This window comes from Campylobacter sp. RM16189, from assembly GCF_012978815.1.
In the GTDB taxonomy this organism is placed as follows: Bacteria; Campylobacterota; Campylobacteria; order Campylobacterales; family Campylobacteraceae; genus Campylobacter_A.
Window position 1 is genome coordinate 195,994 of sequence record NZ_LIWR01000002.1, and the last position, 15,390, is coordinate 211,383.

Annotated in this window: 17 protein-coding genes and 1 other RNA gene; 15 read left to right on the forward strand and 3 right to left on the reverse strand. The window is 39.5% G+C overall.

All coding sequences use genetic code 11. The features are described 5' to 3' along the window. The first annotated feature begins 1 nt into the window (after nt 1). The 9 genes from hemC (at nt 2) to CDOM16189_RS01910 (ending at nt 8,733) form a co-directional block, all read left to right on the forward strand. A complete protein-coding gene (hemC, locus tag CDOM16189_RS01870) occupies nt 2–940 on the forward strand; it encodes a hydroxymethylbilane synthase (RefSeq protein ID WP_169973905.1) in 939 nt (312 codons plus the stop codon). Nucleotides 941–955: 15 nt separating this feature from the next. Further along, the gene (locus CDOM16189_RS01875; protein ID WP_170000705.1) at nt 956–1,636 is read left to right on the forward strand and encodes a hypothetical protein; all 681 of its coding nucleotides are present in this window, start codon (nt 956–958) and stop codon (nt 1,634–1,636) included. 19 nt (nt 1,637–1,655) lie between these two features. After that, complete coding sequence (locus tag CDOM16189_RS01880) at nt 1,656–3,467, forward strand: menaquinone biosynthesis decarboxylase (protein ID WP_170000706.1); 1,812 nt, start codon at nt 1,656–1,658, stop codon at nt 3,465–3,467. A gap of 253 nt (nt 3,468–3,720) precedes the next feature. Beyond that, the gene (locus tag CDOM16189_RS01885) at nt 3,721–4,839 is read left to right on the forward strand and encodes an ABC transporter substrate-binding protein (RefSeq protein ID WP_170000707.1); all 1,119 of its coding nucleotides are present in this window, start codon (nt 3,721–3,723) and stop codon (nt 4,837–4,839) included. A gap of 29 nt (nt 4,840–4,868) precedes the next feature. Continuing rightward, nucleotides 4,869–5,765, forward strand: coding sequence for a branched-chain amino acid ABC transporter permease (locus tag CDOM16189_RS01890; protein ID WP_169973913.1), 897 nt, complete (start codon nt 4,869–4,871; stop codon nt 5,763–5,765). Beyond that, nucleotides 5,766–6,794: a branched-chain amino acid ABC transporter permease gene (locus CDOM16189_RS01895; protein ID WP_169973915.1), complete on the forward strand. Its 1,029-nt coding sequence runs from the start codon at nt 5,766–5,768 to the stop codon at nt 6,792–6,794. Continuing rightward, nucleotides 6,794–7,558 carry an ABC transporter ATP-binding protein gene (locus CDOM16189_RS01900; RefSeq protein ID WP_169973917.1) on the forward strand — a complete coding sequence of 255 codons (765 nt, stop codon included), beginning with the start codon at nt 6,794–6,796 and terminating at the stop codon, nt 7,556–7,558. Before CDOM16189_RS01895 ends, CDOM16189_RS01900 begins: the two co-directional genes overlap by 1 nt. Further along, nucleotides 7,555–8,250: an ABC transporter ATP-binding protein gene (locus tag CDOM16189_RS01905; protein WP_169941504.1), complete on the forward strand. Its 696-nt coding sequence runs from the start codon at nt 7,555–7,557 to the stop codon at nt 8,248–8,250. Before CDOM16189_RS01900 ends, CDOM16189_RS01905 begins: the two co-directional genes overlap by 4 nt. Before the next feature lie 27 nt (nt 8,251–8,277). After that, complete coding sequence (locus tag CDOM16189_RS01910) at nt 8,278–8,733, forward strand: helicase IV (protein WP_249321461.1); 456 nt, start codon at nt 8,278–8,280, stop codon at nt 8,731–8,733. On the opposite strand, the gene CDOM16189_RS01915 is transcribed toward CDOM16189_RS01910, so the two are convergent. From CDOM16189_RS01915 to CDOM16189_RS01925, 3 genes are all read right to left on the reverse strand, one after another. Then, the gene (locus CDOM16189_RS01915) at nt 8,730–9,407 is read right to left on the reverse strand and encodes a cytochrome b/b6 domain-containing protein (RefSeq protein WP_169973919.1); all 678 of its coding nucleotides are present in this window, start codon (nt 9,405–9,407) and stop codon (nt 8,730–8,732) included. The genes CDOM16189_RS01910 and CDOM16189_RS01915 overlap by 4 nt on opposite strands. Further along, nucleotides 9,404–10,345, reverse strand: coding sequence for a 4Fe-4S dicluster domain-containing protein (locus tag CDOM16189_RS01920; protein ID WP_169973921.1), 942 nt, complete (start codon nt 10,343–10,345; stop codon nt 9,404–9,406). Before CDOM16189_RS01920 ends, CDOM16189_RS01915 begins: the two co-directional genes overlap by 4 nt. A gap of 71 nt (nt 10,346–10,416) precedes the next feature. Then, nucleotides 10,417–11,457, reverse strand: a complete 1,041-nt coding sequence (locus tag CDOM16189_RS01925) for an HdrB C-terminal domain-containing protein (RefSeq protein WP_169973923.1) — start codon at nt 11,455–11,457, stop codon at nt 10,417–10,419. A 93-nt stretch (nt 11,458–11,550) separates the two neighbouring features. Here CDOM16189_RS01925 and CDOM16189_RS01930 point away from each other — a divergent pair, with 93 nt between their 5' ends. The 6 genes from CDOM16189_RS01930 (at nt 11,551) to CDOM16189_RS01955 (ending at nt 15,360) form a co-directional block, all read left to right on the forward strand. Then, nucleotides 11,551–12,372, forward strand: coding sequence for a thiamine-phosphate kinase (locus CDOM16189_RS01930; RefSeq protein WP_169973925.1), 822 nt, complete (start codon nt 11,551–11,553; stop codon nt 12,370–12,372). Next, nucleotides 12,350–13,474 (forward strand): tRNA pseudouridine(13) synthase TruD, encoded by a 1,125-nt coding sequence (gene truD, locus CDOM16189_RS01935; protein ID WP_169973927.1) that lies wholly within the window; start codon nt 12,350–12,352, stop codon nt 13,472–13,474. Before CDOM16189_RS01930 ends, truD begins: the two co-directional genes overlap by 23 nt. Nucleotides 13,475–13,483: 9 nt before the next feature. After that, the gene (locus CDOM16189_RS01940; protein ID WP_169973928.1) at nt 13,484–13,834 is read left to right on the forward strand and encodes a hypothetical protein; all 351 of its coding nucleotides are present in this window, start codon (nt 13,484–13,486) and stop codon (nt 13,832–13,834) included. Continuing rightward, on the forward strand, nt 13,831–14,445 hold the full coding sequence (locus tag CDOM16189_RS01945; RefSeq protein WP_169973931.1) for a Type 1 glutamine amidotransferase-like domain-containing protein: 615 nt from the start codon (nt 13,831–13,833) through the stop codon (nt 14,443–14,445). Before CDOM16189_RS01940 ends, CDOM16189_RS01945 begins: the two co-directional genes overlap by 4 nt. A 5-nt stretch (nt 14,446–14,450) precedes the next feature. Further along, an RNA gene (rnpB, locus tag CDOM16189_RS01950) (RNase P RNA component class A) lies at nt 14,451–14,779 on the forward strand. 65 nt (nt 14,780–14,844) lie between these two features. After that, entirely contained in the window at nt 14,845–15,360 is a 516-nt protein-coding gene (locus CDOM16189_RS01955) for an HXXEE domain-containing protein (RefSeq protein ID WP_169973933.1), read from the forward strand. The last annotated feature ends 30 nt before the right edge of the window (nt 15,361–15,390 follow it).

Here is a 15,390-nt window from a genome sequence, read left to right on the forward strand (position 1 = left end):
AATGAAAAATTTAAAAATAGCAACAAGAAAAAGTATCCTAGCCATGTGGCAAAGCGAGCATATCAAGGCTAAAATTTTGGATTTTCATAAAGATATAGAGGTAGAACTTGTCGGCATGAAGACAAAAGGCGACGTGATACTTGATACTCCGCTTGCTAAGATTGGTGGCAAGGGGCTTTTTACCAAAGAGCTTGAAGATAGCATGCTAAAAGGCGAAACTCATATCGCGGTTCATAGCCTAAAAGATGTGCCTGTGGCTTTTCCCGATGGGCTTGTGCTTGCTGCAATCTGCTCCCGTGAAGATGTGCGCGACGCTATGATAAGCGAAGAATTTGCTAAATTTGAAGATCTGCCTAAGGGTGCCAAAGTAGGAACCACGAGCCTTAGACGTAAGATGCAGCTTTTAAGGATGAGACCGGATCTTGAGATCATCTCGCTTAGAGGAAACGTCCAAACTAGGCTAAGAAAGCTAAGAGAGGGCGAATTTGACGCGATCATCCTAGCTATGGCAGGCATAAACCGTCTAAATTTAAAAGATGAGGTTAAATTTATCTATCCTTTTGAGCTAGATCAAATGATACCTGCGATGGGTCAGGGTGCGCTTGGGATAGAGGCTGTAGAAAATGAGGAAATTTTAAAATCGATAGAGTTCTTGCGCGATGAAAGAGCCGTTGTAGAAACAACCGTGGAGCGCGACTTCGTGACGCTGCTTGAGGGCGGTTGTCAAGTGCCTATCGGCATAAATGCAAAGCTTGATAAAGAACAAATTTATATAAATGCGATCGTGGGACTTCCTGACGGAAGTGAAGTTTTACAAAAGAGCTTAACCGTGGCAAAGAGCGAATTTGCAACTGCCGGCAAAGAGCTTGCGCGCGAATTTATCTCTAAGGGTGCCAAGGAGCTTTTAAGGCGAGCCGAAGAGATGGCAAACGAGGCATGAGAGCGCTTACGGCTCTTGTTTGCTATTGCTTTTGGAAGTTCAAATGTAGATATCATAAAAGAGCTTTTTACAAATCCGAATTTTGATAAAGCCAAGCATTTTAAAGGCGAAATGGCTGCGCGTAACAGCGATTTTTATCTAACGCGCTTTCATATAAAGGATATCGCCCCTCTTGGAAAGGGTGATGAATTTGATGTCTTTAGAGTTAGTTTAAGCTCAAATGACGACAGCGAGCATTTTGATCTTTATGTTTATATGATTGAAGACGGAATTTATGCAGTTAGATCGCTGGCGATGACAGGCGTTATAAAAGATCTGATTTATCACTATGAAAAGATTAGTGATAAGCAGAGGAAAGATCTTGATCTTGAAAATTTAAAACTTACGGTGGCAAAAGACAGTGAGCTTATCAAATTCGGCAAAGAAAATTTGCATAAATTTGAGCGAATTTTTGAAATTTACGGCTCAAATTTTTTAGACAAAAACGATCAAATAGAGCGAATTTTGAAAGCCTTGCATCTATCGCATATAGAAAGCGACGACAATGTTTTTAGGATAGTAGTCGGCGGTATGGTTGATAATATAGTCGGATTTTTTAGAGTAGAAAAAGAAGAGGACACTCCGCTTATGCATGAAAATCTCTATATAATGATAAAAAAGATTGCTCCTAAATGGTATCTTTTTAAGACGACATAAAACGAAACAAGGAAAATTTATGCAAAAGTATATTGATTTATTAAAGCAGCATGATCTCTTAAAAATCATTGATAAGCCCGTAGATATAGACCTTGAGATAGCACATGCAAGCTATATCGAAGTTAAAAAGCCTGATAGCAAGGCATTGCTTTTTACAAATCCCGTTTGTAAAAAATCGGGTCGTAAATTTGCTCCCGTACTTACAAATATATTTGGTAGTTTTGAAGCGACCAAGCTTATAATGGGAGTAGATCCTGATGAAGTGGCTAAGGAAATTTCAAATCTTTTAAAACCAAAAAAGCCAAAAGGTTTTGCACAAAAGCTAAATTTCATGAGCTATCTTTTTGGCTTAAGAAATGTATTTACAAAGCGCATAAAAGGCGAAGGTGAGTGCCAGCAGGTGAAATTCAAAGGCGATGAGGTTGATCTCTTTAGTTTGCCTGTGCTTAAGACTTGGGAGCTTGACGGAGGCGCGTTTATCACGATGGGGCAAGTTTATACTCAAAGCCTTGATGGAGAGCTTGCGAATTTGGGTATGTATCGCTTGCAAATTTATGATAAAAATCGCCTTGGAATGCATTGGCAGATACATAAAGACGGCGCAAATTTCTTCAACGAGTATAAGCGTGCTGGCAAGAAGATGCCCGTATCCGTAGCGATCGGTGGCGATCCGCTTTATATCTGGTGCGGTCAGGCTCCTCTTCCAAAAGGAATTTTTGAACTGCTTCTTTACGGCTTTATCAGAAAAAGCTCTGCAAAGCTTGTAAAATCGCTTACAAATGAAATTTATATCCCGCATGATGCGGATTTTGTCATCGAAGGATTTGTTGATACTTCTAAAACCGAGCTTGAAGGACCTTTTGGCGATCATACGGGCTTTTATACACCAATTGAACCTTTTCCCGTGATGGATGTTACGGCGATTACGCATAAGCGCGAGGCGATTTTTCATGCAACCGTTGTGGGCAAGCCACCACTTGAGGATAAGTATATGGGTTGGGCTACGGGGCGAATTTTCTTGCCACTTCTTCAGACTACGGTGCCTGAGCTGATTGATTATGATATGCCTGAAAATGGAGTGTTTCACAACCTTATCCTAGCAAAGCTTGAGACTCTATATCCGGGGCATGCCAAGCAGGCTATGCATGCATTTTGGGGTGTTGGGCAGATGAGCTTTGTCAAGCATGCGGTGTTTGTCGATGGGAGTGCACCAAATCCTAGCGAGTATGATAAATTTACCGACTATGTTTTAAATAGATTTGGAGTAAAAGGGCTTTTGATAACAGAAGGAGTTTGCGATCAGCTTGACCATGCCAGTCCAAATTCTTGCTATGGAGGCAAGCTTGGTATAGATGCGACTGCGGATTTTAGCGAAGGCGAGGTAGAAATTTTAGCCGATGATACTTTGTTTGAGAAATTTAAAGAGATCGATAATGATGTTCTTGAGGTTAAGCAGTTTAAAACCGGCACCAAATCTCCTATCTGCGTCATCAAATATGACAAAAAACGCCCTTTAAAAGAGACTCTTGATAAATTTATGCAGCTTAAAGAGTACTTTAAAATAGTTGTTTTCGTAGGGGCTGAAAACTATCTTGAAAATCCATATATGCTCGTTTGGAGAGTTACTAATAACATAGACGCCATGCGCGATATATACATAAAACAAAGCGTGGTTTTTGTGGATGCTACGCAAAAAGGGATTGAGGACGGCTATGAAAGAGGGTGGCCAAAGCAGACCGATTGTACTCCTGAAGTCGTAAGAAGCCTCATTGAGCGTGGTATCGTTGAAAACGATGAGAAGCTGTTTAAAAAATTTGAGATATTTGGATAGATTACGCCCTTGCCCGAATTTGATTGAGTAAATTTTATTAAATTCGGGCGTAAAATTTTATATTTTTCTTTTTTACAATTCTTTTTTACTATAAGATATTCTACTAAAATGTTACCAATCAGCAATAACTTTTATATAAATTGAGTAAATTCTTAACTAATGAGCATTTAAAATTATCATAATGGGATTAAAAATACTCATTTGCTCTTAAATTTGTAATATAATGTAACACATAAATTATTAAGGAGTAAAAATGAAAAAGATAACTACTTTAGCGCTATCTTTGGCGGCTATCAGTTCGTTTGGCTTTGCAAAAGAGATAACCATAGCTGCGGTTATGCCGGTAACAGGCGCTGTTGCGGCTTACGGACAGACGGCTTATGAGGGTGTAACTTTGGCAAATAAAATGCGTCCGACGTTAAAAAACGGCGATACTATTAAGGTTGTGTTGCTTGATACTAGAGGCGAGAAGGTTGAGACTTCAAACGCCACTACAAGGGCTATCTCGCAAAATAAAGCCGTAGGTATCATCGGCGAGCTAATTACCGCTAACACCATGCAAGTAATGGCGATAGCTGATAAAAACAAAATTCCCGTAATAGCACCTGCTGCGACATCGGACAAGCTTCTTGATAATGTGAAATTTGGTAGCAGAGTTTGCTTTATGGATTCGTTTCAAGGAAAGGCTGCGGCTGAATTTGCGGCAAAGGATCTAGGATATAAAACTGCAGTTATCGTCGTGGATCAAGCGCAGGTGTATTCTCTTGGTCTTGCTAAGACGTTTGAGGCTGAATTTACCAAAAACGGCGGCAAGGTTTTAACAAAGCTTAGAATAAGCTCCGGAGATAAGGACTTTAAGGCGATAGTTTCACAGATAAAAAGCCAAAATCCGGACTTCGTCTATGTCCCTACATATCATCCGGAAGCGGCTTTGCTAGCGCGCCAAGCCAAGCAGATAAATTTAAATAAACCTATGCTTGGATCAGACGGCGTGGCAAATCCGACCTTTATCGAGCTTGGCGGAGATTCTGTAGACGGATTTATCTTTAGCGATTCGTTTGACGCTTCAAATCCTCCTACGGAGCTTTCAAAGAAATTTTTAGACGAGTATGAAAAAGATAAAGGCACAAGAGATATAGCGGGCTTTACGGCTCTTGGAGCGGACGCTTATTTTGTAATGGTTGAGGCTATGGATAAGTGCGCAGATCCTGGCGATTCGGTTTGTGTAAACGATCAAATTCACCAAACTAAAGAATTTTCAGGCGTTTCGGGTGTAATCAGTATAGACTCTAAGGGAAATGCCATCCGCTCTGTCGTTATGAAAGAGATAGTTGGCGGCAAACCGACGTTTAAAGCAAACGTTAATCCTTAAAATTTAAATACTTTAAACTCGGAGTGATGATGGAATTTTCACTATTTTTACAAAATATGGTGAACGGGTTTAGCCTTGGCAGTATGTATGCGCTTATTGCCATAGGCTATACTATGGTTTATGGGGTTTTGAGGCTTATAAATTTCGCTCATGGCGATATCATGATGGTTGGTGCGTATGTCTGCTTCTTTGGTATGGTTTCTTTAAATTTGCCATTTATCGCGGCGGTTGTCTTTGCTGTAACCATATGTGCAGCCCTTGGTATCATAACAGATACGATAGCTTATAAGCCGCTTCGTAAAGCGCCTAGAATTTCGCTACTGATTACCGCGATTGGCATTAGCTTTTTTCTTGAAAATCTATTTAACGTGATTTTTGGTAGCGAGGCTAAAGCCTTTGTCATACCGCAATATCTGCAAAAGGTATTAACGTTTGGAGATATTACTTTGGCTATGAGTGCGGTTTTTGTTCCTATCATCACTCTTATTTTGCTTGCTATTACGCTTTTTATACTTTACCGCACTAAATACGGCATGGCGATAAGAGCCCTTGCCTTTGATATCCATACCGTAAATTTAATGGGAATAGACGCAAATTTGATTATTGCTATAGTATTTGCGCTTGGTTCTATGCTTGCAGCTATCGGCGGTGTGTTTTGGTCGCTAAACTACCCGTCCATCGAGCCTATGATGGGAGTTTTGATAGGTCTTAAAGCCTTTGCCGCAGCCGTTCTTGGAGGCATAGGATCGGTTGGAGGAGCCGTGCTTGGAGGATTTATCATAGGATTTACGGAAGTTGTCGTAGTATCTTTAAGTCCTGAATTTTCAGGCTTTAAAGATGCTTTTGCTTTTATATTTTTGATTCTTATACTTATATTTAAGCCTACGGGAATTTTAGGCTATGACTTTGAAAAGAGTAGGTTTTAGATGAGAGTTCCTAAGATTACGCATATCATATTTTTTGCTTTGGCTGTCGGTTTTTTGGTTATATCTCATTATATTTTTGATGATTATTCTTTGAGGGTTTTAAACAATATCGCCATTTTTATTATCTTGGCGGTTAGCTATAACCTTATAAACGGCGTTACGGGGCAGTTTTCGCTTGAGCCAAACGGCTTTGTGGCTGTTGGGGCTTATGTGGCTGCTCTTATCTTGCTTGATGCGGACGCTAAAAACTATCAGTTTGATCTTGAAAGTCCTGCAGTATTTGTGCTTTGGCTTCACTCGTCAAATTTCTTGCTAGCTCTTCTTGCCGCAGGAGTTTGCGCTACTATACTTGCTTTGGTTCTTTCCTTTCCTGTGTTTCGCGTAAGGGGCGATTATCTTGCTATCGTTACGCTTGGCTTTGGTTTTATTATTAAAATTTTAGCCATCAACTATCCGTCCATCACAAACGGATCACTTGGACTTAGCTCCATACCTCAGCACGCTACGCTTTATTATACGGGCGGGATTGCTATTATTAGCGTTATTATGGTGCTAAATATAGTTTATTCGAAATTCGGTCGCGCGATGAAAGCCGTAAGAGATGACGAGGATGCGGCACTTGCTATGGGTGTAAATACATTTGCCGTTAAGACTACAGCTTTTAGCACGTCGGCGTTTTTAGAAGGTGTCGGCGGAGGGCTTTGGGCGTGCTCATTTGCCTCTATCGTGCCTAATGAGTTTGACTTTTATCTAACTTTCCAGCTGCTTATTATCATCGTTCTTGGCGGACTTGGCTCTATGACGGGAGCTATTTTAGGCACTATCTTGGTGATAGGAGGCGGAGAGTGGCTAAGATTTTTAGATGAGCCGCTAAGCCTGTTTGGGCATACATTTGATGCGATGCCAGGGCTTAGAATGATAGTATTTTCGGTTATTTTAATACTTGTCATGCTCTTTGCAAGAGAAGGAATTTTTGGCAAAAGAGAGCTAACCGATGTGGCTAGATCGGCTATCAAAAGGCTTAAGTGATGATTTTAGAGCTAAGAAATATCAGCAAGAAATTTGGTGGCGTAACCGCGATAAACGATACTAGTTTTCATGTAAACGAGAGTGAAATTTTTGGACTTATCGGACCAAACGGTGCCGGAAAGACGACTATCTTTAACATTATCACGGGCAACTACGAGCCAAGCGGCGGCGAGATAAAATTTAGAGGTGTTACGCTAAACGGCAAAAAGCCAAACGTCATCGTCAAGCACGGCATCGCAAGGACATTTCAAAATATCCGCCTTTTTAGCTCTATGAGCGTGCTTGAAAACGTCTTAATCGGACTTGACGGACATATAAAATATAGCTTTATCGAGAGCGTTTTGCACATGGGACGCTTTCATAAAGAGGAGCGAATTGCACGCGAAAAAGCTATGCGCATACTTGATGAGCTAAATTTAAGCCGGTATGCAAACGAGCCTGCTACCAGCCTAAGCTACGGCGTTCAAAGGAAGGTCGAGATAGCAAGAGCTATGGCGACAAATCCAAAGCTCTTGCTGCTAGATGAGCCTGCGGCAGGCATGAATCCTATAGAGACCGAAGATCTTGCTGAGCTTATCTTTATGCTTAGGGAAAAATACAAGCTTAGTATTTTGCTTATAGAGCATGATATGAAATTTGTAAACCGCCTTTGCGAGCGCGTTTTGGTGCTTGATTACGGTAAGGTAATTTTTGAGGGTAAGCCAAGTGATGCCGTGCGTAACGAAAAGGTCGTATCTGCTTATTTGGGAGATTTTATTCAATGATTAGCGTTAAAGATTTGCACGTTTATTACGGACTTATAGAAGCTGTTAAGGGGATAGACTTTGAAGTTAAAACAGGCGATATCGTCTCTCTTATCGGTTCAAACGGTGCCGGTAAAACCTCGACCTTAAACGCTCTTTTAAACAGCGTTAAAAAGACAGGCGAGATAAATTTCTTGGGCTATGATACAAGAAGGCACAAGACTCATACTCTTGTTAGGCACGGCATAGCACTGGTTCCTGAAGGTAGGAGAGTGTTTATAAATTTGACGGTTGATGAAAATTTACGTATGGGCGCTTTTAATAACGACGAAAACTACGAGCACTTACGCTCTCAAATGTATAGACTATTTCCTCGCTTGGCGGATAAAAAGCAGCAACTTGCAGGCACTTTAAGTGGCGGAGAGGCGCAGATGCTAGCCATCTCACGTGCGCTAATGAGCGAGCCTAAACTACTTATGCTTGATGAACCTAGCCTGGGGCTAGCGCCAAAGATAGTAGGAGAGGTCTTTAATACCATAGTTAGGCTAAAAGAGGAGGGTATAACCATACTTTTAGTCGAGCAAAACGCCTTTGCAGCACTTAAGATAAGCGACTATGCATACGTGCTTGAAAACGGAAAAATCGCTATGCAAGGCGTTGCAAAAGATATGATAGGCAACGACGAGATCAGGCGAAAGTATCTTGGCGCTTAAAAACATCTGTAAATTTAAAGAAATTTCTTGCAAATAGACCTTGATTTAGCGGTTATCTCGCTGCTTGTTTTGGTGCTGATAGCTCTTTTGATAAAGCTTTCAAAGAAAACCAAGATCAAGCAAACTCGCTATAAAAGCGATAGCGGCGATATGGTAAAGAGTCGCGCGGAGCTGGTTATCGCAAACTGGCTCTTTTGTCGCGGAGTAAAATTTATCTACGAGAAAAAGGCCAACGCAAATCAGCGAGTGATTAGCGATTTTTATCTGGTTGATTATGATGTTTATATCGAATTTTGGGGGCTTGAAACGCCCGCTTATCTTAAGCGTAAGAAAAAGAAGATTAAAATTTACAGGAAAAACCGCCTTAAGCTAATCGAGATGAACGACGATAGCCTAAGGGATCTTAATCAATTTTTTGCAAAGGAATTTGCTAAAATTGGCATTAGGTATGCGAATTTGGCAAAGCAAAAGTCGGGCATCTAAGAAAATTTAGACTCGTCTTTGATGTCTTTCCACAAGCTATGTCTGTGTTTGGCGTATTTTGCATCTATTTTACCGCTAAACATACCGCTTAAAAGTGGGCGATTTGCTTTTGGAACGAAAGCCAATAGATGAGCTATTATAAATAGAATTATTAAAATTAGCCCTAAATTGTGAAGCAGTGCTGCCCATAGGTAAAGATTGTTTGAGATATCAAATCCAAGTATATTTTTATACGATTTTATCATACCCGTAACTATTAAAAGCGCTATTATAAGCACTCCGCCAAGATATGCTATGCGCTGTTCAGGTAGATACTTATCGCTTGCAGGCTCATCTGAACCCATAATCATCGCTTTAATCACAAGAAAGCTGTTTTTGATATCTCCTCTTCTCGGAAATATATCAAATTCGCGCTTCATCGCATGATATATAACGTGATAAAAAGCAAAAAATATAAGCGCCATTGAGAATATATAGTGTAGGCTTAGTGTGAAATAATACTCCCCGCTCCACTCAAAAATTTTGGTTATATTGTATCTTTTTGCAACCGGCATTTGCAAAATTCCAGTCACTATCAGTCCAAATATACTTATAGCTATGCCCCAATGGATAACGCGGTTTTGCAGGCTTTGTCTTTTTATTTTTTGTTTTGTTTCATTGGTATTTGATATCATTTTTTATCCTTTATACTCTTGATGACAGCTATACTTGCGGCACCTATTGCGGCAAGAGGAGTTACTAGAGTCGCAGTAGCTAAAAATTCGGATTTTTCCATAGGATTTGGATGATTTTTCATATCCATTATTCCCATTTTTGGCTTGTTCTCATATTTTTTGGATATTGCCCTATCAATTTTATTAAAATCAATAGAGCTTACATAGATGGTTGATGTACCACCATTTTCGTCCATGCCGTATATAAAGCGAGTTTTCTTCATCTCATTTGCAATGGCGAAAATTTCATCTCGCTTTCCAAATTTTATAGCGTTTTTAGGACAGGCGACCTCGCATGCCGGTTTTTTGTTCTGTTCTAGCAGATCCTTACACATATCGCATTTAAACATCACACCGCCACCTGCAAGTTTTGGCATTACCTTTAGATATATTCCCACTCCCGCTTGTCTTTGAGGCACTCCCCACGGACAAGCATCTCTACATTTCGCGCCGCCCACGCAAAAATCTTTATTTATATCTACTGCACCCTCTTCACTTTTGCTTATAACGCCAAAAGGGCAGATTTTTTGACAGGGAGGATGATCGCAGTGCATGCAGCGTCTAGGGATATGAAGCGTTTTGCCGTCCACTTCGAGCTTTTCTATATATGTGAAGTTATATGGAGTAAGCCTTGAGATATTATTCTTTTGTTTTGAGTAGTCCTCATGCTTAGTTTGAGGCCAATAGTCCATGATTGGCTCTTTTGGAACCGGAAATATAGGCTCATTTTTGATTTTACAGGCTTTTACGCATAGAGGCATAGTCTCGTTTGCACAACCGTCGCAAAGATCTACGTCTATTATGCTGGCTATTTGTTTATCAGGTAAGGCTTTAGCCTCTACAGCGGTTGCTCCAAGCGCAGAAACAGCGCTAAATTTAAAGAAATTTCGTCTATCCATCGCTTATCCTTTTTTCTGTTTATGCTACTATCATCGCTACGATTTTTCAGTAACAATATTACAAACAAAGGCTAAATTAGATGAACTTTTAGCTTGTGATCTTTTAGACTATTCGTGGTCTCTTTGTTTGCAATAGCGATTAGCTCGCTCTCTCTTAATATATAAAAATTATTTAATTTTCTACCTTTAAACTTTTCAATTTCTTTTGATAATGTATCAAACATATAAAAAGCTTTTTCGTGACCAACCAGTAAAAAATCAGCTCCGCCATCAAAGGCTTCAAATAAAATTTCGCTAGCAAGTTTAAAGGCAAGCTCGTCATTTAGTCTAAGCAGATCAAACCCGCAAGGCAAATTTGCGCTTTCAAGCGTGATAAATTTCGCTTTTAAGGATTTTATTTCAGGCAAAATTTCTCCGTAGGTGGCGATAGCAAACTCTTTAAAATCATGTTTGGCATTTAGTTTAGTTAGCTCGCTTTTGTCTTTTATCTCGGGCAGTTTTTGCAATGGCTCTTTTAAATTTGATTTTACGTAGCTAATGGCATCTGCAAGCTCGTCAGCTCCTTCAAAGATAAAATTTTCTAAGCCGCAAGCGATCCAAACTCCAAATTTCGAGTTATCTACAAGGGCTAAAATTTGATCTTTTTTATCTGGATACTTTTCGCATAAAAATTTAGCAAAGATAATGGCACTTGAACCTATGAAATTTGGCTCAAATTCACTCATAAATCCCGCATAAAAATATGGCTTTAAACTCGCGTAGTAAGCTTTATCATCCTTTGAGGCAAATTTGCTAAACGGCTCAAATTTCGCCCAAAAATCGCTATCATCTATAAGCAGATCTTTCGTCGCTCTTTTTGTGCTAAGCGGCTCTATGGCTAAATTTGCTCCAAAGCGAGCCAAAACTCTATCCATCCTTGCAGTAAGTGGCGTTACTACGCCGTTTATCTTTACAAATTCACATCCCTCGTAGTCAAAATAAGGATCATTTTTTTTGATCTCGTAAAGTAGCTCGGCGACACCCATAAAGTGGCAGCTATCGAAAAAATATGGCTTATAGTATCTTAAAACATCGTTTTTGGCGTTAAATCTAAAAATTTTAACCTCAAGCATGCTAGTCCTTAAAATGCTTTTTTGTAGTTTATAAAATTCTAGCTTAACTAACGTTTGAAGTAGATTTTAACGTCAAATTTTATAAAATGTGGCATGGATAAAGAGCAGCGAATAATCGATAAATTTAGCAATTCTTTTATAGGAGATGACGGCGCGGTTGTTGGCAAATGGGTCTATAGCAAGGATCTGTTTGCACAGGACAGCCACTTCAAGCTTGGTTGGCTTAGCCTCGATGAGATCGCTTATAAGGCGATGATCGTAAATATATCCGATGCTATCGCGATGAATGCCGTGCCTAAATACGCTCTTTTAGGACTTGGCTTGCCAAAAAAGATGAGCGAGGCTGAAATTTCGCTTTTGCACAAAGGCTTTAAGCGCGCCTGCGATGAGTTTGGCATAACGATAATAGGCGGCGATACGATAAGCTCGGATAAAATTTTTATAAGCGTTACGATTATCTCGCATTTATCAGGTAAGGCGGTTTATCGAAACAGCGCAAAAACAGGCGATCTTATAGCTTATACCGGTAAGCTTGGAGAGAGTTTAAAGGGGCTAAAAAGCTTGATGAGAGGAGCTCAGATAGGTAAAAATTCGCGCTTTAAAAAGCCTAAGTTAAGGGCTAAATTTTTCTATTCGGCATCTAAATTTATAAGCTCAGCCATGGATATCTCCGACGGTCTTGAAACCGATCTTGCAAGGCTCGCAAAAGCCAGCAAAAAAGGGGTAAAATTTAGCAAAAAGCCCACTAAAAACGAGCTAAAAAGCGGGGAAGAGTATGAAATGCTATTTACCTTTAGCGCAAAAAACCTGAGCAGGATAGAAAATGAAGCCAAAAAAGCTCGCGTAAAAATAAATATTTTTGGAAAAATCACAAAAGGAAGACACAAAACCCATGCAAAACAACACCACTTTTAAGCCCTTATACGCACTCGCTCACACTCCTATAAATGCTTATTTCAGCAAGAATTCGGATGATTTTGTAGTGCGTGAAATACCGCTTTACGAATTTAGCGGAGACGGCGAGCATCTTATCGTTGAAATTTCTAAAAAAGATATGACGACACAAGAAGCCTTAAAGGCTTTAAGCGACTTTACGGGCGTTAAGATAAGAGAATTTGGCTATGCGGGGCTTAAGGATAAGCAGGGAATGACTACTCAATTTATCTCTATGCCGCGTAAATTTGAGGCGAATTTGGCAAATTTTAGCCACGATAAAATGAAAATTCTAAACATGAACGCTCATAACAATAAGCTAAGAATAGGTCATTTAAAGGGCAATAGTTTTTTTATCCGTCTTAAAAAGGTCCTTGCAACCGATGCTCTTAAGCTTGAGCAGGCTATTAGGAAGCTAGATGAGATCGGATATCCGAACTATTTTGGCTATCAGAGGTTTGGCAAATTTGGCGATAATGCAGCTAGTGGATTTGAAATTTTAAAGCACGGAACTCTAAATGGCAAAAAGCTTAAAAATCCAAAAATGAGCGAGTTTTTAATCTCCGCTTATCAAAGCGATCTTTTTAACCGCTGGCTTAGTAAGCGTATCGAAATTTCGCGATTTGCAGATGAATTTAGCGCAAAAGAGTTGGGTGCAATTTATAAATTTATGAGTGCGGACGAGATAAGAGAGTTAAAGAGTCAAAAGCAGTTTTTTAAGCTAATTCGTGGCGAAGTTTTGGGTCATTATCCTTTTGGCAAGTACTTTTTGTGTGAGGATTTGCAAAGCGAGGTTGAGAAATTTAATCTCAAAGATAGAACCAGCTGCGGGCTTATCGTAGGAAGTAGGGCGTATAAAAGCGAGGGGCTTGCTAAAAAGATAGAGGATGATATCTTTAGCGAGGCAAGTGAATTTGAAGCAAAAATGAGCGGAAGCAGGCGTTTTGCTTGGAGCTATCTTGAAAATGTTCAATATAAATACAATCCTGAAAAAGCGCATTTTGGCATAAATTTTACTTTGCAAAAGGGCTCATATGCGACTGTGGTTTTGGAAGAAATTTTGCATAAGGATATTTTCGAATAAGGAGAGAATATGCGATATTTTGTGATTGTTTTAGGGTGCCTAGCCTGTTTTTTGGGATTTGCAAAGGCTTGTGAGTCGCCTCCTGCTGCGGAAGCTTTCGTCTATGAAAATGATATGGATTTAGACGGCGTACTTGATATGAGCGAGTGGAAAAATGTAAAGAGTATGGAGAATTTTAGAGTTAAATTTGGAGATTTTAGCAAAGCGGAGTTTAAAAAATTTGATAAAAACAAAGACGGTAAGCTTGAGTGGGAAAGCGAGCTTGAGGGCAATATCGAATACATAAAAGATCCTTGCGAGATCAAGGAAGAGCAAGAAAACTTTAAAAAATCAAAAAGCAACCAAAAAGGAAAATCGTGAAAAATATCTTTTTGTGCTCTTATTTTGCAGGAGTCTTTGAGCTCTTTGCGGATAAATTTGACTGCGAGGGAAAGAGTGTTTGCTTCATATCAACGGCTGGCAAATTTGAAGAGGTGAATTTCTACGTAGATGAGGCAAAAGAGTGCTTTAAAAATGCGGGCGTGAGAATTGATGAGCTTGATATCTCGGTAAGCGACAAGACGGAAATTTTGAAGAAATTTAGCCAAAACGACTTCATCTACGTATGTGGCGGAAATACCTTTTATCTCTTAAGCGAGCTTAAAAAATCAGGAGTTATAAGCGAGCTAAAGAGTCTCGTAAACAGCGGCAAAATTTATATCGGCGAATCGGCAGGCGGCATAATAACATCGCCTGATATCGAGTATATAGGGCTAATGGATGAAAATTTAGTGGAGTTAAAGGATCTTAGCGGCTTAAATTTAGTGAGTTTTTATACCTTGCCTCATTTGGGCGAATTTCCTTTTGAAGAAGCATGCAAGAATATAATCGCAAAATTTGGCGAGAAAATAGATCTAAAAGCGATAAATAACTTTGAGGCGATTTTAATTCGGGATGAAGAAACGGTTATTTTAAGCGCAAAGTCGCTATAATCTCATCGGCACGGCAAGTGATTGCTTTTAAATTTCGGTTTAAAAGAGGAAAGTCCGAGCTGCTATAAGACAAAGTCCCATCTAACGGATGGCTAGGGAAACCTAAGGGATAGTGTAACAGAAAGCAGACTGCCGCTTCGGCGGTGATGGTGAAACGGCGGGGTAAGAGCCCACCAGCGCCACGCGAAAGCATGGCGGCTATATAAACCCGACTTGCAGCAAGAAGGGATGGTTTTAGTCTTATGTTAAACCCTTCGCTAGAGCCAAATTGCGAAATTTGGATTAGATAAATAATCACTCACGACAGAACTCGGCTTATCGCCGTGCCTTTTTATGTGTTTAATCTTACGAATTTAAGCCTTCTTGTGTTTATAAAGCAGATTATACAAAGGATAGGTTATGCAAGAATATGTCTGGTTGTTTCCGATCATTTTTGTATTTCATGATTTTGAAGAGATTATTTTTCTTAGATTTTGGCTTGATAAAAATAAGGATTTTTTAGAGAAAAATTATCCGTTTGTATTAAAAAGATATGAGAGCATTAGCTCCGAAGCCTTTGCTTTTGGAGTGTTTGAAGAGTTTGTTTTGTGCATAATAATTTGCATATTGGCTGTATGGGCGGATAATAAATTTGTTTGGCTGATATGGCTTGGTTGCTTCAGCGCTTGCGCTATTCATTTTATCGTGCATATATTTCAAGCGGTTATTATTAAAAGATATATTCCTGCCATAGTAACTAGTGTAATAACCCTTCCTGTCAGCATCTGGATTATTGCTAAATCTTATAACGAGATTGCGGTAACACCGAAGGAATTTGCTACTTTTACTATTATTGGGGTTATTATAGTTTTTATAAACTTGAAATTTGCGCTATTTTTGATAAGTAAATTTCAAAAATTTCTTGACACCAAATAGACAAAAAGCAAATAAGCCATAAATTGATTG